We start from the raw sequence: 20527 nt of genomic DNA on the forward strand, positions 1-20527 counted from the left end.
CCTCGGCACATGGCTTCGATCAGCGTCAGCGTGCCCACCGAACGCCTCGCCGAGGATCTCGCCGACATCGACGGCGCGGACGTGTTCGTCTGGAAGATGGATGCCGCCGCCCCCCGCCCGCGCATCGACATCGTGGTCCCGCCCTACATGGCCTCCGGCAGCCCCCTCCCCTGGCTCGAGGGAGTCGAGGTCGGACTCGTCCAGGGTCAGTCGATCGGCTACGAGGGCATCGCGGAGCGTCTGCCCGCCGGCGTGGTGTTCGCCAACGCGACGACGGTGCACGAGGCATCCACGGCGGAGCTCGCCGTCGCGCTGACCCTCACGGCGCAGCGTGGCATCGACCGCTTCGTCCGTGCACAGGACGCCCGCGAGTGGCGCCCGTTCCAGGCGACCGGGCTCGCCGACCGCCGCGTGATGGTGCTCGGCTACGGCGGGGTCGGCAAAGCCGTCGCCGCCCGACTCGCCCCGTTCGAGGTGGACCTCGTCGCGGTCGCCTCGACCGCGCGCGACGAGGACGGCGTGCACGTCCACGCCGTCGACGAGCTGCCCGGGCTGCTGCCCGGCGTGGACATCGTCGTCGTCACGCTCCCCGGCGGCGAGGAGACCCGGCACATCGTCGACGACGCGTTCCTGTCGGCGCTGCCCGAGGGTGCACTGGTGGTGAACGTCGGCCGCGGGTCGCTCATCGACACGGATGCTCTCGTCGCCCACGCGCGCACTCGCGGCATCCGTGCGGCCCTCGACGTCACCGACCCCGAACCGCTCCCCGCCGACCACCCACTCTGGACGCTCGACGGCGTCGTCATCGCCCCGCACGTCGGGGGCGCGACCGACGCGATGCACCCGCGGGTGGTGCGTCTGCTGCGCCGGCAGATCAGCCACCTGCTGGCGGGCGAGGAGCCCGAGAACGTGGTGATCCGGACCTGAGCGCTCCGCTCAGACGGTGAACACGCTGTGCACGTCGCCGCAGACGGTGCGGCCCTGCAGGGCGGTGAGCTCCATCAGCACCGAGGTGCCCGCGAGCGTGTAGCCGAGCTGCTCGAGCAGCTGCTGCCCGGCGCGCAGCGTCCCGCCGGTGGCGAGCACGTCGTCGACGAGCAGGACGCGGGCGCCGGCGGTGAGGTCGTCGGTCATCTCGATCGTCGCGCTGCCGTACTCGAGGTCGTAGCTGACCGATCCCGCCGGACGCGGCAGCTTGCCCGCCTTGCGGATCGGTGCGAGGCCGGTGCCCGACGCGACCGCGATCGCCCCGGCGAGCAGGAACCCGCGCGCCTCGACGCCGGCGACGACGTCGAACGAGCCGACGTACGGCTCGGCCATGGCCGTCGCGATCGTGCGGAGGGCCGCGGCATCCGCCAACAGCGGCGAGATGTCACGGAAGAGGATGCCGGGTTCGGGGAAGTCGGGGATCGTCGCGATGAGCGATTCGGCTCGGGCGAGGGCGTCGGGATTCACTGGGTCGAGGTTACTCGCCTCGCCTGACGACAACGGATACCGGGTGCGCAAGCGCTTGCGCTAGGCTGGCGCGCATGACTTCGACCCCCGTCTCGATCGTCACCTCGACGCTGGCCCCGATCGGCGAGAGCCGCCCCGGCGCCGAGTGGTGGCGCACCGCCGTGATCTACCAGATCTACCCCCGCTCCTTCGCGGACGCCTCGGGCGACGGCATCGGCGATCTGCCCGGCATCACCGCGCACCTCGACGACCTCGCGTCGCTCGGCGTCGACGCGGTCTGGCTGAGCCCGTTCTTCACCTCTCCGCAGAAGGACGCCGGCTACGACGTCGCCGACTACCGCGACGTCGACCCGATCTTCGGCACCCTCGGCGACTTCGACGACATGCTCGAGGCGGCGCACGCCCGCGGCATCCGCGTCATCATCGACCTCGTCCCCAACCACTCCTCCGACAAGCACGTCTGGTTCCAGCAGGCGCTCGCCGCCGCGCCCGGCAGCCCCGAGCGTGCGCGGTACATGTTCCGCGACGGCACCGGCGAGAACGGAGAACTGCCTCCCAACAACTGGGAGTCCGTGTTCGGCGGGCCGGCCTGGACCCGGGTCCCCGACGGCCAGTGGTACCTGCACCTGTTCGACAGCTCGCAGCCCGACTTCGACTGGAACAACCCCGAGGTGCGCGCCGAGTTCGAGACGACGCTGCGCTTCTGGCTCGACCGCGGCGTCGACGGCTTCCGCGTCGACGTGGCGCACGGTCTGATCAAGGCCGACGGCCTGCCCGACTACACGCCCCCGGCCGAGGCCGACTCGATGGGCGGCGCCGAGCCGGTCCCCTACTGGGGTCAGGACGGCGTGCACGAGGTGTGGCGCGAATGGCACCGCGTGCTCGACGAGTACGAGAGCGACCGCGCGCTGTGCGCCGAGGCGTGGCTGCCGACGGTCGACGAGACCGCGAAGTGGGTGCGCCCGGACGAGATGCACCAGGCGTTCAACTTCCCCTACGCGATGAGCGAGTGGGATGCCGCGCAGCTGCGCGTCGTCATCAGCGAGTCGCTGCGGGCCTTCCCCGCCGTGGGCGCGCCGGCCACCTGGGTCCTCTCGAACCACGACGTCATCCGCCACGCGACCCGCCTCGCGATGCCGGGTCACCCGCAGGGGCACGGCGTCGGACCGGCGTCCCCCGGCAAGCCCGATCCCGCGGCGGGCCTCCGTCGCGCCCGCGCGGCGACCGCGCTGATGCTCGCCCTGCCGGGCTCGGCCTACCTGTACCAGGGGGAGGAGCTCGGCCTCCCCGAGGCGATGGAGCTGCCCGACGACGTCCGCCAGGACCCGACCTGGTTCCGCACCGACGGCGAACGCTACGGCCGTGACGGATGCCGCGTCCCGCTGCCCTGGACCGCGGACGACGGCGCCTTCGGGTTCAGCCCGACCGGCGAGAGCTGGCTGCCGCAGCCGGCCGAGTGGAACGCGCTCGCCCGCGACGTGCAGGAGGACCAGCCCGAGTCGACGCTGTGGCTGTACCGCACGCTGCTCGCCACCCGTCGCGCGCACGACCTCGGCTCGGGCGCGCTCGAGTGGCTCGACGGCTACGGTGACGACGTCATCGCGTTCCGCAACGGCGACGTCACCGTCGTCGCGAACGTCGGGTCGACGCCGGTCGCCCTGCCGAAGGGCACCCTGCTCGTCGAGAGCGACGCGTTCCTCGGCCGCGAACTGCCCGCCGACACCACCGTGTGGATCGCCGCGGAGTGACGTGACCGGGATCGACGACGTCGCCCGCGCAGCCGGCGTGTCGGCGGCGACCGTCTCCCGCGCACTCAGCGGGCGCGGGCGCATCTCGGATGCGACCCGCGCCCGCGTGCGCGCCGCCGCCGCCGACCTCGGCTACGTCGTCTCGGCCGCGGCATCCGCTCTCGCGACGGGCCGCGCGGCGAACATCGGCGTCGTGGTGCCGCTGCTGGACCGCTGGTTCTTCGCGAACGTGCTCGACGGGATCGCCAGCCGGCTCACCCCGCGCGGGTACGACATGACGCTGTACAGCATGAGCACGGACCGCGCGCAGCGCGACGGGGTGCTGGACGTGTCGTTGCGCCGCGGGCGCGTGGACGGACTGATCGTGCTGTCGCTCACGCTCGCCGACGACGAGGTCGACCGGCTGCTGGCCCTGGACCTGCCGGTCGTGGGGCTCGGCTCCACCAACCGGCGACTGCCCGCGTTGCGGATCGACGACGTCGCCGTCGCGCGCCTCGCGACCGAACACCTCCTGGCGCTCGGGCACCGCCGGATCGCGCACCTCGGCGCCGGGTACCCGGGAGACCCGGGCCTGGACATCCCGTCCCTGCGCCGCCACGGGTTCGATGCGGCGATGGCGGATGCCGGCATCCGCGACGCGCGCTTCGTCGCCACCGACTTCACGATCGACGGCGGCTACCGCGCCGCTCGCGCCCTGCTGCAGGAGGCGGAGCCGCCGACGGCGATCTTCGCGGCATCCGACGAACTGGCGTTCGGTGCGCTCTTCGCGGCGCGGGACGAGGGCCGGGACGTCCCGTGGGACCTCTCGGTGATCGGCGTCGACGGTCACGAGATGAGCGACTTCTTCGGCCTCACGACGATCGCCCAGTTCCCGCACGAGCAGGGCGAACGGGCGGCGGACGCGGTCCTGGCGGCCGTGGACGGACGCACCGAACTGGGGGAGCTCTCGTTCCGGCTCGTCGAACGCACCTCGACGAGCGCCCCGCATGGAGGACTCGCTGAGAAATCGGGGTCTCCCGCGCCGTAGGCTCGAAGGTATGCCCCTCGATCTCGAAGCGATCTACACCGATCTGCACCGGCATCCGGAACTCTCGTTCCAGGAGACCCGGACGGCCGGCGTCATCACGCGCGAGCTCGCGGCGCTCGGCCTCGAGTACGAGGAGGGCGTCGGCCGCACGGGTGTCGTCACGGCCGTCCGCAGCGGCGACGGCCCCGTTGTCTGGCTGCGCGCCGACATGGACGGCCTCCCCGTCGCCGAGCAGACCGGACTCCCCTACGCCAGCACCGCCCGCTGCGTCGACCCGGCGGGGCAGGACGTGCCCGTCATGCACGCGTGCGGACACGACATGCACGTGACCGCGCTGCTGGGTGCACTCGAGAAGCTGCAGGCGACCCGCGGCGAATGGTCGGGCACCGTCGTCGCCGTCTTCCAGCCCGCCGAGGAGTACGGCGCCGGCGCGCAGGCGATGATCGCCGACGGCGTGTTCGACCGGTACCCGAAGCCCGACATCGTCCTCGGTCAGCACCTGACCCCGCTGCCGGCGGGAACGATCGGCGTGCGTCCGGGCACGCAGATGGCGGCATCCGACGGCATCACCGTCACCCTGCACGGCCGCGGCGGACACGGCTCGCGCCCGCACGCCACGATCGACCCCGTCGTCATGGCGGCGGCCACCGTCATGCGCCTGCAGACGGTCGTCTCGCGCGAGGTCGACCCGCGCGAGATGGCGGTCGTGACCGTCGGCTCGATCCACGCGGGCCTGAAGAACAACATCATCCCCGCTGAGGCGACCCTCGAGCTCAGCCTGCGCTACCCCAACGACGAGGCGCGCGCCGACATCCTCGCGCGCGTCGAACGCGTCGTCCGCGCCGAGGCGGCGGCATCCGGTGCCGAACAGGAACCCACGATCTCAACCCTCCATTCCCTCCCGCCGACGATCAACGACGCCGACGCGACCGCGCGTCTGACCGCCGCGCTCGACCGCGCGTTCGGCGAGGGCACGGTCGTCGACCCCGGCATGTTCACCGGCAGCGAGGACGTCTCGTGGTTCGCCCGCGAGTCCGGCGCCCCGCTCGTCTACTGGTTCTGGGGCGGTGTCGACCCGCAGCAGTACGCGGATGCCGCCGCTGCCGGCACGATCTCGCGCGACATCCCGACGAACCACTCCCCCTTCTTCGCCCCCGTGCTGCACCCGACCATCGAGCGCGGCGTCGACGCCCTGACCGTCGCCGCGCGGGAGTTCCTCTCGTGAGCAACGACGACTGGCTGCCTTTCGCCCCCCTCGACCCGCAGGAGCACCGCGAGCCGGAGCGCCCCGAGAACCCGAACCGCGTGCCGATGATCCTCGGCGCCATCGCCGGTGTGCTGCTCGTGGCCGTGATCGTCGTGGTCAGCGCCTACCTGCTGCGCGCGACCGAGCCGACGACGGCGGCACCGCCCGCGGCGAGTTCACCGGCCGCGCCGCAGCCCGCGCCCTCGACGCCGCAGGAGCAGCCGCAGCCGTCCGAGACGCCCACGCCCGAGCCGCCGGCGGCGGCTTCGACGATCGCGCTGAACGGATCGGGCTTCACGATCACGTCCGAGGACGGCGAGTTCACGCACCGATGGGCGGATGACGCGGCCCCCGCGATCGCCGCGCTCACCGAAGCGTTCGGCACGGCGCCGGAGGAGGACTTCGTCAACGGCGACGCCGAGAACTGGGCGTACGACATCTACGTGTGGCCCGGCTTCCGCCTCTACGACGTCTTCCTCGGTGACGGCGGACGCTCGCGCAGCGAGGTGCCGGCGCCGACCTGGGTCACCGTCGGTGCCGGTCTGCCGGCCGACGTGCAGGTCACGAACGAGTTCGGCGTCGCGGTGGGCGACACCATCGACCAGGCCCGCAGCAAGGGGCCGTTCGACGAGTTCGCCCTCACGAACGGGCGCCTCCGCCTGACCTACGGCGAGGGCCGCGGCACGTTCTACAACAACGGCGAGCGCGTGTTCAGCGCCTTCGTCGAGTCGGACGAGTCCGCGCAGAAGGTCGCGACGATCACGTACACGTTCCGCGCCCGCGGTCAGTGACCGTCGCCGCGGGCGGCAGCACGTTGAAGACGACCTGCAGCAGGCGGACGTCGGTGAGGGCCGCGCCGTCCGCGACCGCGCCGACGACATCGTCGACGGTCGGCGCGAGGCTGAGCACCGCGCCCGCGCAGCGATAGTCGTCCGAGGTCGGAAGCGGCAGCAGGGTGTACGTCCACAGCGCCATGAAGTAGACGAGGGATGCCGCCCAGAAGGCCAGCCTGCCGAGGGTCAGGCGCCCGCGGCGCCGGTAGCTGACGGCCACGAGGGGCACGAAGAGCAGCAGGCCCACGACGGCACCGAACAGGACCGCGACGACCGCGGGGAAGAGCTGTCCGGTCATGCCTGGAGTCTAGGGACAGCGCGGCATCCGCTTCGCGTTGCACTGCGTTCGCGGGAGGCGTAATGTCGCCCGCCGTGACCAGTGACAGCCGCGATCCGAACGCGGCCCCCTCCCCCGCCGTGAAGCGCATGCTGATCGGCGAACCCCTCGATACCGAGAAGCTCGACGGACAGCTCCTGCCCAAGAAGCGGGCGCTGCCGATCTTCGCCTCCGACGCGCTCTCGTCGGTGGCCTACGCGCCGCAGGAACTGCTCATGATCCTGCTGCTCGGCGGCACGGCGTTCATGGCCTTCGCGCCGCCGGTGGCGGCGGCCGTCGTGGTGCTGCTGGTCGTCGTGGTCCTCAGCTACCGCCAGCTCATCAAGGCCTACCCCTCCGGCGGCGGCGACTACGAGGTGGCCCGCACGAACCTCGGCGAGAAGGCCGGTGTCGTCGTGGCATCCGCTCTGCTCGTCGACTACGTGCTGACCGTCGCCGTGTCGGTCTCCTCCGGCGTCGACAACATCATCTCGGCGCTGCCGGCCCTCGACCCCTGGCGCGTCGAACTGGCGGTGGGCTTCGTCATCCTGCTGGTCATCGTCAACCTGCGCGGCGTGCGCGAGGCGTCGCAGGCGTTCGCGATCCCGACGTACGTCTTCATCGGGTCGGTCGCCCTCATGATCGTGACCGGTCTGTTCCGGTGGGCGATGGGCGACGCCCCCGTCGCCTCGAGCGCCGACTTCACGGTCGAGGCCGAGAGCCTGTCGCAGGTCGCCTTCATCCTGCTCCTGCTGCGCGCCTTCTCGAGCGGATGCTCCGCCCTCACCGGTGTCGAAGCGGTCAGCAACGGCGTCCCCGCTTTCCGCACGCCGAAGATCAAGAACGCGCAGACGACCCTCGTCCTCATGGGCGGCATCGCCATCGCGCTGTTCGCCGGGCTCACCGCCCTCGCCCTCATCGCCGGGGTGCACTACGCCGAGAACCCCTGCAAGCTGATCGGGTTCGACTGCGAGGCGGGACCCCAGCCGAGCCTCATGGCCCAGGTGGCCGCGGCGACGTTCGGCGGCGACTCGATCTTCTTCTTCGTCATCCAGGCCGCGACCGCGTGCGTCCTGCTGCTGGCGGCGAACACCGCCTTCAACGGGTTCCCGCTGCTCGGATCGGTGCTCGCGCGCGACAGCTACGCGCCGAAGGCGCTGAACTCCCGCGGCGACCGCCTCGTCTTCTCGAACGGGATGCTGATCCTCGGCGGCGCGGCGATCGCGATCCTCGTGGTCTTCCAGGCCAACCTGACCACCCTCATCCAGCTCTACATCATCGGTGTGTTCGTGTCGTTCTCGCTCGGACAGATCGGCATGGTGCGCCACTGGCGGCGCGAGCTGCGGCTGCTCAAGACCCGGCCCGCCGCGGCGCGACGCGAGGCGACGGCGGGACTCGTGATCAACTCGATCGGGGCGGCGTTCACCGTGGCCGTGCTCGCGATCGTGACGATCACGAAGTTCACCCACGGCGCGTGGCTCGTCTTCCTGGCGATGCCGGTGCTCGCGTTCCTCATGATCGGCGTGAACCGCTACTACCGCGACGTCGAGCACGAGATCGAGATGGACGACTCCGTGAAGTTCGGCTCGTCGGGCGACCTCGCCATCATCCTCGTGGGCAAGCTGCAGAAGCCTGTCGCCAAGGCGATCGACTACGCCCTCGCCGCCAAGCACGAGAAGACGCTCGCCGTCCACGTGGCCGTCACGACCGACGACATCGCCGAGCTGAAAGCCGATTGGGAGTACCACCGGATGCCGGTGCCCCTCGTCGTCGTCGACTCGCCCTACCGCCACTACGCCGGGCCGCTCATCGGCTTCATCGAGAAGTACCGCGAGAAGCACGGACCCTCGGTCGTGACCGTCTACCTGCCGCAGTACATCGTCGGGCATTGGTGGGAGACACCCCTCCACAACCGCCGGGCCCGCCGCATCGCGCAGCAGCTGATGATGGTGCACGGCGTCACGGTGACGCTCGTGCCGTGGCTGCTCGACTCGTCCGAGATCGTCTACGGACGGCGTTCGCGCCCCCTCCCCGGCGACGACCGCGGCGGCCGCGTCGAACAGCGTCATTACGGTTTGGTAGAGCATTCCGAAAACTGATGGATGAAAGTCGCCGGGCTGCCATGATGTGCCCATGGCAGAGTCCCGGCGTCCCCGCAACCTCATCCCGCTCCTGACGTTCGCGGGTGTGCTCGCGATCGCGGCCGTCATCGCGATCGTGCTCCTGCTGAACCGCGCGCCGGCCCCCGCGGCCGCGCCGGGAGCAGGCTCGCCGACGCCCGAGGCATCCACTCCGTCCCCGGCGGCGCCCACGCCCGCGCCCTCGGAGACGCAGACCGAGGACCCGACGGCGAGCGCGGTCCTGCTGGGCGCGGACGGCTTCACGATCGTCGCGGACGACGGGTCGGAGCTGTACGCCTACGGGTGGCGCGACGACGCGGAAGCTGCCGTCGCGGCGCTCACGGACGCGTTCGGCTCCGAGCCGTCGGAATCGGTCTACGAGGGCGACGGCTCGCACTTCCCCGATTACACGTCGTACGACTGGGAGGGGTTCATGTTCCGCGACATGATCGTCACGGAGGACGGCAAGCCGCGCGACGAGTACTTCGTCCCCTCGTACGTCTCGGTCACGGCGAACGAGGTGGGCGACGTCGCCGTCACGCCCGAGTTCGACCTCGCGATCGGTCTCACCGCCGACGACGTCCGCGCCCTCGGACCCGACGAAGAGGTCGAGATGCCCGACGGCGAACCGCGTTTCTTCTTCGCGATCGATCGCGCCGACGGACCCGAGGACGACGCCGAGCTCGACGGATACTCGCCGTGGGTCAACACCGACCCCGCCGACGAGACGGTGGTCTCCATCACGTACCGCCCGTGGTCCGAGCTCTGAGCCGGGGCGACCGGCCCCGGAACCCCGCACCGGCGTAGCCTAGAGGGGTGACTTCTCCCGCCCTGTCCGAGACCGCGACGCTCGACGCTGCCCGGCTGCGCGCGGACTTCCCGATCCTGCAGCAGGAGGTGAACGGGCACCCGCTCGTCTACCTCGACTCCGGTGCGACGAGCCAGAAGCCGCGTCAGGTGCTGCAGGCCGAGTACGACTTCCTCACCCGCAGCAACGCGGCCGTGCACCGCGGCGCCCACACCCTCGCCGCCGAGGCGACGGACCTGTTCGAGGATGCCCGGGCCACGGTCGCGCGCTTCGTCGGCGCCCGCGAGGAGCAGCTCGTGTGGACGAGCGGCGCGACGATGGGACTGAACCTCGTGGCGTACGCGATCGGCAACGCGACGCTCGGGCGGGGGGCACCGGCATCCGCTCGGTTCGCGCTGCAGCCCGGCGACGAGATCGTCGCGACCGAGGCGGAGCACCACGCGAACCTCATCCCATGGCAGGAGCTCGCCGCGCGCACCGGCGCCGTGCTGCGCCACATCCCCGTGCACGACGACGGCCGCCTCGACCTGGATGCCGCCGCGCAGATCATCGGCGAGCGCACCCGGATCGTGGCGTTCTCGCACGTGTCGAACGTGCTCGGGATCGTGAACCCCATCGCCGAGCTCGTCGCGCTCGCGCAGGAGGTCGGCGCACTGACGGTGCTCGACGCGTGCCAGTCCGCTCCGCACATGCGACTCGACCTGCCCGCGCTCGGGGTGGACCTCGCGGTCTTCAGCGGGCACAAGATGCTCGGCCCGTACGGCGTCGGCGGTCTCTACGGCCGCAGCGACGTGCTCGAGGCGCTGCCCCCGTTCCTCACCGGCGGGTCGATGATCACGACCGTGACGCTGGACGAGGCGGGATACCTGCCGCCGCCGCAGCGGTTCGAGGCGGGGACCCAGCCGATCGGCCCCGCGATCGGACTCGCCGCCGCGGTGTCGTACCTCGAGGATGCGGGCATGGCCGCCGTGCACGCGCACGAGGTGCGCCTGGCCGCGCGGATGCGCGAGGGGCTCGTCGACATCCCCGGCATCCGCCTGCTCGGAGACGCCGAGGGCGCCGAGCGCGTGGGCCTGTGGAGCTTCACGGTCGACGGCGTGCACGCGCACGACGCCGGTCAGTACCTTGACGCGCAGGGGATCGCCGTGCGCGTCGGGCACCATTGCGCCGCGCCGCTGCACAAGCGGTTCGGGGTGACGGCGTCCGTCCGGGCGTCGGCCTCGCTGTACAACACCGACGACGACGTCGATGCGCTGGTGGATGCCGTGAGCGGCATCCGTTCCTACTTCGGAGTGGACGCATGAACGGTCTCGACTCGCTGTACCAGGAGCTCATCCTGGATCACTCGAAGCACCCGCACGGGCGCGGTCTGTCCCCCGAGGAGGGGCGGACGGCGAGCTCGCACCAGCACAACCCGATGTGCGGCGACGACATCACGCTGCGCGTGCGCGTCGACGACGCGGGCGAGCGCATCACCGACCTGTCCTGGGAGGGGTCGGGCTGCTCGATCTCGCAGGCGTCCGCCTCGATGCTCGCGGCGCTGATCGAAGAGGACGGCGGCGACAACGGACTGCCGCGGGAGGATGCCGTGAAGCTCATCGACGGCTTCCGCGAGGCGCTGCGCTCACGCGGCGCGATCCCGCTCGACGAGGAGACCTTCGCGGACGCGGCGGCGCTCTCGGGGGTCTCGAAATTCTCGGCGCGCGTGAAGTGCGCGATGCTCGCGTGGGTCGCGCTCGAGGACGCCCTCGCCCGCGCCTGAGCTTGACCTCGCGCCGCCGCGCGCGTGCCGAACGGCGCACCCGGTCAGGCCGCCTGCAGCACCTCGCGCTCGAGGCGGGCGTACGAGGTCTCCATGCCGTCGGCCATGCCGGTGGCGAGGATCATGTCGCGCGTCTCCTTGTCGGGGTACTCGATGAGGAGCGTCAGCAGGGTGGCGCCGTCCTCCTCGTAGAACTGGAGGTCGTTGGTCGTCGACGGGCCGTCCATGCCGATCATCTTCTCCGTGCTGACCGAGCGGCGGGGTTCGTCGTCGAGGAGGGTCTCGCCCTCGAAGCCGAAGCGGCTCTCGGGGTTTCCGCCCTCCTCCCACACGTACCGGTAGGTGTCGCCGACGACGCACTCGACCATCGACCAGCCGTTGGGGCCCAGCATCCACCTCTTCAGAAGTTCCGGATCGTGGTGGGCACGCCACACGAGATCGCGGGGGCCCTCGACGAGGCGCGTGATGCGCACGTGGGTGTCGTCGAGCAGCTCGACGTTCGTGCCCTTGCCCTGGAACCACTCGCGCAGGCTGTGGAGCACCGTGTCGAGCTGGTCCATCGCCATGCGGGAGCCTTCGACGGCGCCCATCGCGACGACCTGTTCGAGCGCCTCGGCGGAGGTGAAGTACGTGACGTTCGAGAGGCGCGAACCGCCGGCGGTCTCGGTGAACGAGAAGACCATCCGCATCGACGGGAACTCGGCGATCGGTTGTCCGTCCTCGTCGGCGAACGCGTCGAGCACCTCAAAGCTGCGCCCCTCGTCGATGGCGAGGAACTCCCACGTGCCCCGGGACTTCTCGCCCTGCGGGCTCGTCATCGCGGACCGGGCGTGACCGCCGACCGTGAAGTCGAACTCGGTGAAGGTCGCCGGCCAGCCGGGAGGGCCCCAGAACCGCTCGAGCTGACGCGGCTGGGTGAACGCGCGCCACAGCCGGTCGACGGAGGCGTCGACGTCGGCGGTGAGCGTCATCGTGAGGTTTTCGGTGTCGGTGGTGATGTCGGTGACGGGCATGTCCTTCTCCTTCGGTGGACGGTCGGTCAGTTCTGGGGTTCGGGTTCGGCCAGCAGCGCATCGAGGCGGTCGATGCGCGCGCGCCACAGGTCTTCGTACTGGGCGAGCAGCGCGCGGGCGCGGGCGATCATCGCGGGGTCCGCTCGGACGAGTCGCTCGCGACCCTCGGCGCGTTTGACGACGAGCTCGGCCGCCTCGAGCACCGCGATGTGCTTCTGCACCGCCGCGAACGACATGTCGTAGTCGGCCGCGAGTGCGGAGATGGACTGCTCGCGCTGCAACGTGCGGCGCAAGATGTCGCGCCGCGTCGCCGTCGCGAGGGCGTGGAAGACACGGTCGATCCGATCATCGCTGAGCTCCGTTTGTGCAACCATTTGGTTGTACGTTAGGGCAGCGGATGCCGGGCGTCAAGGGGCGGCGGCGACGGAGCCGATGTCAGCCCGCCGCCATCGCCTCAGCGACCGAGGCCGACTCGATCGATCTTGCGGTGGTAACGCATGCCGGCGAGGCCCCCGAGGATCGCGCCGATCAGCGTGATCGCTGCGGCACCGATGGCGGTCAGGATGCCCGTCGCGGTCGCGGCCTCGGGGTCGACGGGGATCCGCGGGAAGCTGTCGAGATTGCCCAGGACGTCCCACTGGCTGCCCGCCACGGCCGTCACGACGGCCACGATGACGGCGATGGCGATGGCCCAGATCCAGACCGCGATCCCTTGCTTCGCCCCGCTGAAGCGGGCCATCCGACCGGCGACGTACCCACCCGCGAAGTACGAGACGAGCAGGACGATGCCGAGGAGGACAGCACCCAGGATGCTGGCGGCTCCTGCATTCTGGGTGGCGGTTTCGGCGGCCTCCTCAGGGGCGGTTCCCGTACTCGCACCGACCCAGGTCCCGGTCGCGGCGACGAGAGCGGTGAGCAGCACGGCCGTGCCCGTGGCGGTGAGCCAGCCGAAGAACGCCGACCCGAACTTGAAGCCGCCGAACTCCGCCTTCTCGCGCTGGAGGACGTGGTGATGGAGCGTGCGTCCGGGTTCGGACGCCTCTGTCGCAGCCGGGGCCGTGGCGCTGTGGGCGGAAGGGTTCGCGTCGTCGCGATCGCGATTCTCGGTGCTCATGGGGCGAGGATCCACCCGGCTGCACCGCGGATGTCCAGGCTTGCGTGGTCCGCGCTTCGGGCGTACTGTTCCGCCACCCTGCTGCCTCGCGTCGTCGCACGCGCAGCGCGTCGGATACCACCGCGAGGAACCCGCGGGCAATCCCTGCGGCACGTCCGACCCGTGGCAGCACACTTGTGCGTCAGCAGCGGACTTCGCCGCACCACACCCCCTGAGAGTGTGCGCACTGAGGGCGCCCACTCGGTCGCCGGCATCCGCAGATGCCGATGACGATCGTGAAAGGTCACATCATGAACATCGGCAACGCACTGGAGAACGGGCTCGCGGCCGTGGTGACATTCGTCCCACAGGTTCTCCTGTTCCTCCTCATCCTCATCGTCGGACTCATCGTCGCCAAGCTGATCAGTAAGGCCCTCGAGAAGCTGCTCGAGAAGGTCGGGTTCGACCGCCTCGTGGAGCGCGGCGGTATCAAGAGGGCCCTCGCCAAATCCAAGCTCGACGCCTCCGACATCGTCGCGAAGATCGTGTACTACGCCCTGGTCCTGTTCGTCCTGCAGTTCGCCTTCGGCGTCTTCGGCCCGAACCCCGTCAGCGACCTGCTGGAGGGCATCATCGCCTTCCTGCCGAAGATCGTCGTCGCGATCATCATCATCGTGATCGCGTCGGCCATCGCCGCCGCCGTGAAGGGGCTCATTCAGAACACCCTGAGCGGGCTCTCCTACGGCAAGGTCCTCGCGAACATCGCCGCCGTGTTCATCATCTTCCTCGGCGTCACCGCCGCGCTGAATCAGATCGACGTGGCCACCTCGGTCACGACCCCCATTCTGATCGCCGTCCTGGCCATCATCGCGGGCGTCATCATCGTCGGCGCCGGCGGCGGACTCATCAAGCCGATGCAGCAGCGATGGGAAGCCATCCTGACGAAGGGCGAGGAGGAGGCTCCGAAGATCGCGCAGCACGCGAAGGGCGCACCGTCCGTCGCTGCTCAGGCGGAGGAGGCCACGCGCACCCTCCGGCAGCAGACGCAGCCGGCGGCCCCGACGCAGCCGGCAGCCCCGACGCGCCCGACCCCGCCGGTTCCGCCCCGGCCGTGAATGCTGAGGGCCCTGCCTCCCGGGCAGGGCCCTCAGGCTTTGTCGCGTCGGGTGTCCCGGCGCAGGCGGCCTGAAGACGCGGCGTCGACGGAGGCGAGGATCCGTCCTGCCGGGAGTGGTTCCGTCAGGAATCGATGTCGGTGGTCCGTGGCAGAGTGCAGGTATGACGGATGCGGCGGAAACCCCCGGTGGCGAGGACTATCTCGCCGCCCTGGCGGGCATCGTCGCGGACGTCGACTCGGTGGCTCGGCGCATTGCCGCCGCGCAGATCGACGAGCTCCGCGTGCTGGCCGCAGCCGGCCGGCTCGCGGAAGCGCAGACCGCGCAGCGCAACGCCCGCGTGCAAGTGCATGACATGGTGCTGCGGTCGATCTCGGCGGAGGTCGGCGGGGTCATGCGGGTCACCGACCGGACCGTGCAACGCCGAATCGGTGAAGCGCGGACTCTGGTCGAGGGCTTCCCCGCAACGGTCGAGGCGTGGGAGCAGGGTCGGATCGTGCGGGGCCACGCGATCGCGATCCTCGAGACCGGGACCACCCTGCCGGCGGAGATGTGGGCGGAGTTCGAACAGGTCGCGATCAGCCGGTGCGAACGGGACACCCCGAACCGGGTGCGAGGCGAGTTGGAGATCCTCGCACACCGGATGCACCCGCGCTCGTTCGCGGAACGGCACGAGGAAGCTGCCGCTGGCAGGTGCGTGCGGATCGTCCCGGGGCGGGATGGGATGAGCGATGTGGTCGCGACCCTCCCGACGGTGATCGCCGAAGGGATCCACGACCGGCTCACGCAGCAAGCGCGAGCAGTCATCGACACCCGCGACGAACGGGCCGCCGCGTACGGCGGGGCAGGTGTCGCGTTCGGAGACGCCGCGACGGGCGTAGACGTCGGCGATGGCCACGGCGACAGCGAGGATGCCGCCACTGTCGTTGCGACAGATCAGCGTTCGATCGATCAGGTCCGCGCCGACGTGCTCGCCGACCTGCTCCTCGCCGGAACGCCAGCCCTCGACGACACCCGCGACACCACCGCCGGCCCGTTGGGCGCGATCCGCGCACGCGTACAAGTGCTCGTCCCCGCCGCGACACTCACCGGTCAAGATGACGGGCCCTGTGACCTGACCGGACGTTCCCCGATCGACCCCGCCACCGCACGGACGCTCGCCGGCGGCACCCACATCTGGGAGCGGCTGTTCCACGACCCCACCACCGGTGTCACGGTCTCCACCGACTCGTACCGTGTCCCGTCGGGGATGCGCAGGTTCCTGCAAGCCCGGGACCAGCACTGCCGGTTCCCCGGGTGCCGCATCGCGGCGATCCGCTGCGAGGTCGACCACACCCACGATCACGCCCTCGGTGGCAGAACGGAACTGTCGAACCTCGCCCACCTGTGCCAGAGGCATCACTCCATGAAGCAGTTCACCGCCTGGAGAGTGCGACAACGCAAGGGTGGCGTCCTGGAATGGACCTCACCCCTCGGCAGGATCTACAGAGAAGACGCACCGACACCGGCCGTCGCCTTCACCCCTGCCGCACCACCACCGCCACCGCCGACCACGTCAGCGGAACCCGCACCCTTCTGACGTGACCACCGACGCGCCCTGTCGCGGCAGCGGACACGCAACGAGCTCCGGTTCGGTTCGGATCGGTTCGTCAGGCGTACCGCGCGGCGATGCAGCAAGATCCGCACGCCGTCACGGTCGCTCAGGACCCGCATGCCGGCGCGACGGCTCGAGACCCGCGTGCCCGCGAACCCACGGAACCCCGCGATGCGCCGACCAGCGAACGCGGCCGTCCTCAGCCGATCGACGCGCACGCGACGCACATCGTCGCCTGCGGGCGCACCTCGAGCCGCGCCTCGGGGATCGGTCGTCCGCAGCGGTCGCAGACGCCGTAGGTCCCGGCATCCACCCGCGCGAGCGCCGTCGCCACCTGCGTCAACTCGTCCCGCGTCGAGGCCCGCAAGGCGTCGACACGCTGCCACTCACCCGACAGCGTCGAGCCCTCGGGGTCGTGCTCGTCATCCGCCGTCGCGTCCGACCGGTCGACCCGCAGCGCCGCATCATCCGCATCGAGCCGGGCGAGCTGCGCGCGCAACTCACGCTCACGTTCCCGCAGACGCCCGATCGGATCCATCCGGTCAGCGTAGACCTACCCACCGACACGAGGGCCGTCAAGACCGTCGCGACCGCGGCATCCCACCCGCACAGTAAGACCAACGGAAGGAGCCGCCATGGCCGACAACGAAGGCACCGAGAACGAAGGCACCGAGAACGAAGGCACCGAGAACGAAGGCACCGAGCACGCCGACCCCGAGGAGATGCCCGACACCGACGAGCTCGAGGAGCCCAGCGTCGCCAAGGAGCCCGGCGAAGAGCCGAAGGCACCGCCGCAGCAGGACGAGGAACCCAGCCACCACGCCGTCGGCATCGGCGTCATCGACTCCGACCCGAGCGAGACGGACGAGCCCGGCGCTGAGGACTAGGACGACTCCGCCCCGCTGCCCTCGGCGCTGCCGGTGAGCAAGGAGTGCGCCGAGCGGACGGCGTCAGCGTATCGCTATGGGCCGGATCCGTACACGACGGGATGCGGGTGCCCCGCCGATAGGATGGGGGCGTCCCCCGGCATCCCGAGTCTTGGAGCCCAGCCGCGTGAGCACCCCCGTCGCAGACACTGTCCAGAACGCCGTCGCCACGCCGGAGAAGGAGCAGCCGTACGCGGCGCTCGGCCTCAAGCCTGACGAGTACGACAAGATCCGCGAGATCCTCGGCCGCCGCCCCACCTCGGGCGAGCTGGCGATGTACTCCGTCATGTGGAGCGAGCACTGCTCCTACAAGTCCTCCAAGATCTACCTGCGCCGCTTCGGCCAGAAGGTCTCGGACGAGATGAAGGAACGGCTCATGGTCGGCATGGGCCAGAACGCCGGCGTCGTGGACGTCGGCGAGGGCTGGGCCGTCACCTTCAAGGTCGAGTCCCACAACCACCCGAGCTACATCGAGCCGTTCCAGGGCGCCGCGACGGGCGTCGGCGGCATCGTCCGCGACATCATCTCGATGGGCGCGCGCCCCGTCGCCGTCATGGACCAGCTGCGCTTCGGCGACATCGACGACCCCGACACCGCCCGCGTCGTGCATGGCGTCGTCAGCGGCATCAGCTTCTACGCCAACTGCCTCGGCCTGCCCAACATCGGCGGCGAGACCGTCTTCGACAAGGTCTACCAGGGCAACCCGCTCGTCAACGCGCTCGCGGTCGGCGTCCTCCGCCACGAGGACATCAAGCTCGCCAACGCCACCGGCGCCGGCAACAAGGTCGTCCTCTTCGGCGCCCGCACGGGCGGCGACGGCATCGGCGGCGCGTCGATCCTGGCATCCGACACCTTCGCCGACGGCGGCCCCACCAAGCGTCCCGCCGTGCAGGTCGGCGACCCGTTCGCCGAGAAGGTGCTCATCGAGTGCTGCCTCGAGCTGTACCAGGGCGAGCTGGTCGAGGCGATCCAGGACCTCGGCGCCGCCGGCATCTCGTGCGCGACGAGCGAGCTGGCCGCCAACGGCGGTTCGGGCATGCGCGTCGACCTCGAGAAGGTGCTGCTGCGCGACCCCTCGCTCACGCCCGAGGAGATCCTCATGAGCGAGAGCCAGGAGCGCATGATGGCGATCGTCGCTCCCGAGAAGCTCGACGCGTTCCTCGCCGTTGTGCAGAAGTGGGATGTCGAGACGAGCGTCCTCGGCGAGGTCACCGGTGACGGCCGCCTGCAGATCTTCTGGCACGGCGAGCAGATCGTCGACGTCGACCCCTCGACCGTCGCGGTCGACGGCCCCGTCTACGAGCGCCCCGTCGCCTACCCGACGTGGATCGACGCGCTGCGCGACGACTCGGCCGCCGCGCTCGAGCGCAGCGACGATCCCGAGGTCCTCCGCACGCAGTTCCTGCAGCTGCTCGGCAGCCCCAACCTCGCCGACACGTCGTGGGTCACGAACCAGTACGACTATTACGTCATGGGCAACACGGCCCTCAGCTTCCCCGACGACGCCGGCATGATCCGCGTCGACGAGGAGTCCGGTCTCGGCTTCGCGATCGCGACCGACTGCAACGGCCGCTACTGCCAGCTCGACCCGTACGCGGGTGCGCAGCTCGCCCTCGCCGAGGCATACCGCAACGTCGCCGTCACGGGCGCCCAGCCGACGGCGGTCACCGACTGCCTCAACTTCGGCAGCCCCGAGAACCCCGAGGTCATGTGGCAGTTCGGGCAGGCCGTCGACGGTCTCGCCGACGCCTGCTTCGAGCTCGGCGTCCCGGTCACGGGCGGCAACGTCAGCTTCTACAACCAGACCGGCGACCAGCCCATCTTCCCGACCCCCGTGGTCGGCGTGCTGGGCATCATCGACGACGTCGCCCGCCGCATCCCGAGCGGCTGGCAGGATGCCGGCGAGAACATCTACCTGCTCGGCACGACCTCCACCGAGCTCGACGGCTCGGCCTGGGCCGACACCGTCCACGGTCACCTCGGCGGTCGTCCGCCGAAGGTCGACCTCGCCGGCGAGAAGACGCTCGCGGGCCTGCTGCAGGCCGCGCGCGACGAGATGCTCGTCTCGAGCGCGCATGACCTCTCGGCCGGCGGTCTGGCGCAGGCCCTCGCCGAGGCGACGACGCGGTTCGGCGTCGGTGCCCGCGTGTGGCTGCGCGAGATCATGGAGCGCGACGGGGTGGATGCCGCGACCGCCCTCTTCAGCGAGTCGACCGGCCGCGTCATCGTCTCGGTCCCGCGCGAGGAGGACGTGAAGTTCCGCGGCCTGTGCGAGGGTCGCGGTTACCCCGTGCTGCGCATCGGCGTCACCGACTCGGCCCCCGAGGGCGAGCAGTCGTCCCTCGAGATCCAGGACGTCTTCTCGATCCCGGTGCCCGAGCTGCGACGCGTCGCGAAGGCGACGCTGCCCGCCGCCTTCGGCCCGATCGTCGACGAGGTCCCCGCGTGAGCGACGACCCGGAGTACGCCGATTTCGTCGGGCGCAGGCGCGCCCGCACGAAGGTGATCGCGTGGACCGTGATCATCTCGATGGTGCTCGTGGGCGGCGGCGCGACCGTCCTCACGCTCCTGTTCGGCTGACCCGGGTCATGGACGCCACCGCTCCCGCCCTTCCCGGCCGTGCGGTGCTGCAGCAGCGCTGGAGCGGGGCGTGCTTCCTGCACTGGCGCGTCGACCCGTCGCAGGTCGCGCCGCTGCTGCCGCCGGGCACCGAACCCGACGTGTTCGACGGGTCGGCGTGGGTGGGCCTCATCCCGTTCGTTCTCAGCGAGTTCCGGTTCCTGCCGCTGCCCCCGGTCCCGTTCGTGGGGCGGTTCGTCGAGATCAACGTCCGGACGTACGCGCGGGATGCCGACGGTCGCCGCGGCGTCGTCTTCCAGACGCTCGAGGCCGAACACCTCCTGCCGGTCCTCGGAGCGCGCGCCGTGTTCGGACTCCCCTACCGCTGGGCGAAGGCGGCGACGCGCACGGACGGCGACGCGATCGAGTACGCGTCGCGGAGGCATCCGGGCTTCGGGGATCGGGTGCGCACCCGCATCCGCGCCACCCCCGGGACCGAAGCCGTCGACGACGAGCTGAGCCGGTTCCTCACGGCGCGTTGGGGCTTCCACGAACGACACCTCGGCCGGACGATCTGGGCCGCGAACGAGCACGAGCCGTGGCCGCTCGTCCGCGCGACGGTCGACCGTCTCGACGACGGCCTGCTCGCGGATGCCGGGTTCCCGGGACTCGCGGATCGCGCACCCGACTCGGTGCTCGCGATGCCCGCCCGGCACCCCGGGGTCGTCACCCGGTTCTCGGGCGCTCGCCTCGTGCGCTGAGCGCGACCTGAGAGCGCGCCCACCGGTCGCGGCTAGCATGGCGGCATGCAGCTCTGGGTCGTCGCGATCGGGGCCGCGGTGGCGGAGTTCTGGTGGGTCGCGCCCGCCGCGGTCGGCGCCGGCGCGGTCAGCGTCCTCGGCGTGCGACGCG

Annotated in this window: 21 protein-coding genes; 15 read left to right on the forward strand and 6 right to left on the reverse strand. The window is 70.9% G+C overall.

Features of this window, described 5'->3' with window-relative positions:
- Positions 1-9 precede the first annotated feature (9 nt).
- A complete protein-coding gene (locus NH287_RS05975; RefSeq protein ID WP_253034869.1) occupies positions 10-927 on the forward strand; it encodes a 2-hydroxyacid dehydrogenase in 918 nt (305 codons plus the stop codon).
- Positions 928-936: 9 nt separating this feature from the next.
- Here NH287_RS05975 and NH287_RS05980 read toward each other — a convergent pair whose 3' ends face one another.
- Entirely contained in the window at positions 937-1455 is a 519-nt protein-coding gene (locus tag NH287_RS05980) for an adenine phosphoribosyltransferase (RefSeq protein WP_253034870.1), read from the reverse strand.
- A 74-nt stretch (positions 1456-1529) separates the two neighbouring features.
- Between NH287_RS05980 and NH287_RS05985 the strand changes: the two genes are divergently transcribed.
- From NH287_RS05985 to NH287_RS06000, 4 genes are read left to right on the forward strand one after another with little or no spacing between them, the layout of a single operon-like run.
- A complete protein-coding gene (locus NH287_RS05985) occupies positions 1530-3203 on the forward strand; it encodes a glycoside hydrolase family 13 protein (RefSeq protein ID WP_253034871.1) in 1674 nt (557 codons plus the stop codon).
- Between the two features lies 1 nt (position 3204).
- Positions 3205-4230: a LacI family DNA-binding transcriptional regulator gene (locus NH287_RS05990; protein ID WP_217529044.1), complete on the forward strand. Its 1026-nt coding sequence runs from the start codon at positions 3205-3207 to the stop codon at positions 4228-4230.
- Between the two features lie 10 nt (positions 4231-4240).
- Positions 4241-5455: an amidohydrolase gene (locus NH287_RS05995; RefSeq protein ID WP_253034872.1), complete on the forward strand. Its 1215-nt coding sequence runs from the start codon at positions 4241-4243 to the stop codon at positions 5453-5455.
- Positions 5452-6267, forward strand: a complete 816-nt coding sequence (locus tag NH287_RS06000; RefSeq protein WP_253034873.1) for a hypothetical protein — start codon at positions 5452-5454, stop codon at positions 6265-6267. Before NH287_RS05995 ends, NH287_RS06000 begins: the two co-directional genes overlap by 4 nt.
- On the opposite strand, the gene NH287_RS06005 is transcribed toward NH287_RS06000, so the two are convergent.
- Entirely contained in the window at positions 6236-6607 is a 372-nt protein-coding gene (locus tag NH287_RS06005; protein WP_253034874.1) for a hypothetical protein, read from the reverse strand. The genes NH287_RS06000 and NH287_RS06005 overlap by 32 nt on opposite strands.
- A gap of 62 nt (positions 6608-6669) precedes the next feature.
- On the opposite strand from NH287_RS06005, the gene NH287_RS06010 reads away from it, so the two are divergent.
- Genes NH287_RS06010 through sufU form a run of 4 tightly spaced genes read left to right on the forward strand, consistent with a single transcriptional unit; the run spans position 6670 to position 11315 of the window.
- Positions 6670-8724, forward strand: a complete 2055-nt coding sequence (locus NH287_RS06010; RefSeq protein WP_064003482.1) for an APC family permease — start codon at positions 6670-6672, stop codon at positions 8722-8724.
- 34 nt (positions 8725-8758) lie between these two features.
- Positions 8759-9514 (forward strand): hypothetical protein, encoded by a 756-nt coding sequence (locus NH287_RS06015; protein WP_253034875.1) that lies wholly within the window; start codon positions 8759-8761, stop codon positions 9512-9514.
- A 47-nt stretch (positions 9515-9561) separates the two neighbouring features.
- Positions 9562-10857: a SufS family cysteine desulfurase gene (locus tag NH287_RS06020; protein ID WP_253034876.1), complete on the forward strand. Its 1296-nt coding sequence runs from the start codon at positions 9562-9564 to the stop codon at positions 10855-10857.
- Complete coding sequence (gene sufU, locus NH287_RS06025; RefSeq protein ID WP_253034877.1) at positions 10854-11315, forward strand: Fe-S cluster assembly sulfur transfer protein SufU; 462 nt, start codon at positions 10854-10856, stop codon at positions 11313-11315. The genes NH287_RS06020 and sufU overlap by 4 nt, the downstream gene beginning before the upstream one ends.
- 44 nt (positions 11316-11359) lie before the next feature.
- Here the strand turns inward: sufU and NH287_RS06030 are convergent, their stop codons facing one another.
- The 3 genes from NH287_RS06030 to NH287_RS06040 form a co-directional block, all read right to left on the reverse strand.
- A complete protein-coding gene (locus NH287_RS06030; RefSeq protein WP_253034878.1) occupies positions 11360-12328 on the reverse strand; it encodes an SRPBCC family protein in 969 nt (322 codons plus the stop codon).
- A gap of 26 nt (positions 12329-12354) precedes the next feature.
- Positions 12355-12702, reverse strand: coding sequence for a helix-turn-helix transcriptional regulator (locus NH287_RS06035; RefSeq protein ID WP_217529029.1), 348 nt, complete (start codon positions 12700-12702; stop codon positions 12355-12357).
- Positions 12703-12782: 80 nt separating this feature from the next.
- Positions 12783-13442: a hypothetical protein gene (locus NH287_RS06040; protein WP_253034879.1), complete on the reverse strand. Its 660-nt coding sequence runs from the start codon at positions 13440-13442 to the stop codon at positions 12783-12785.
- Between the two features lie 290 nt (positions 13443-13732).
- On the opposite strand from NH287_RS06040, the gene NH287_RS06045 reads away from it, so the two are divergent.
- Positions 13733-14536, forward strand: a complete 804-nt coding sequence (locus NH287_RS06045) for a hypothetical protein (RefSeq protein ID WP_253034880.1) — start codon at positions 13733-13735, stop codon at positions 14534-14536.
- Positions 14537-14699: 163 nt separating this feature from the next.
- A complete protein-coding gene (locus NH287_RS06050) occupies positions 14700-16115 on the forward strand; it encodes an HNH endonuclease signature motif containing protein (protein WP_253034881.1) in 1416 nt (471 codons plus the stop codon).
- Between the two features lie 214 nt (positions 16116-16329).
- Here NH287_RS06050 and NH287_RS06055 read toward each other — a convergent pair whose 3' ends face one another.
- A complete protein-coding gene (locus NH287_RS06055) occupies positions 16330-16668 on the reverse strand; it encodes a TraR/DksA C4-type zinc finger protein (protein ID WP_253034882.1) in 339 nt (112 codons plus the stop codon).
- A gap of 97 nt (positions 16669-16765) precedes the next feature.
- On the opposite strand from NH287_RS06055, the gene NH287_RS06060 reads away from it, so the two are divergent.
- The 4 genes from NH287_RS06060 (at position 16766) to NH287_RS06070 (ending at position 20376) form a co-directional block, all read left to right on the forward strand.
- Positions 16766-17017 (forward strand): hypothetical protein, encoded by a 252-nt coding sequence (locus tag NH287_RS06060; RefSeq protein ID WP_253034883.1) that lies wholly within the window; start codon positions 16766-16768, stop codon positions 17015-17017.
- 166 nt (positions 17018-17183) lie between these two features.
- A complete protein-coding gene (gene purL, locus NH287_RS06065; protein ID WP_253034884.1) occupies positions 17184-19505 on the forward strand; it encodes a phosphoribosylformylglycinamidine synthase subunit PurL in 2322 nt (773 codons plus the stop codon).
- Positions 19502-19636, forward strand: a complete 135-nt coding sequence (locus NH287_RS15205) for a hypothetical protein (RefSeq protein WP_308210393.1) — start codon at positions 19502-19504, stop codon at positions 19634-19636. The genes purL and NH287_RS15205 overlap by 4 nt, the downstream gene beginning before the upstream one ends.
- Positions 19637-19644: 8 nt before the next feature.
- Entirely contained in the window at positions 19645-20376 is a 732-nt protein-coding gene (locus NH287_RS06070) for a YqjF family protein (RefSeq protein ID WP_253034885.1), read from the forward strand.
- The last annotated feature ends 151 nt before the right edge of the window (positions 20377-20527 follow it).

Source organism: Microbacterium sp. CnD16-F (assembly GCF_024124465.1).
GTDB classification, from domain to species: domain Bacteria; phylum Actinomycetota; class Actinomycetes; order Actinomycetales; family Microbacteriaceae; genus Microbacterium; species Microbacterium gawkjiense.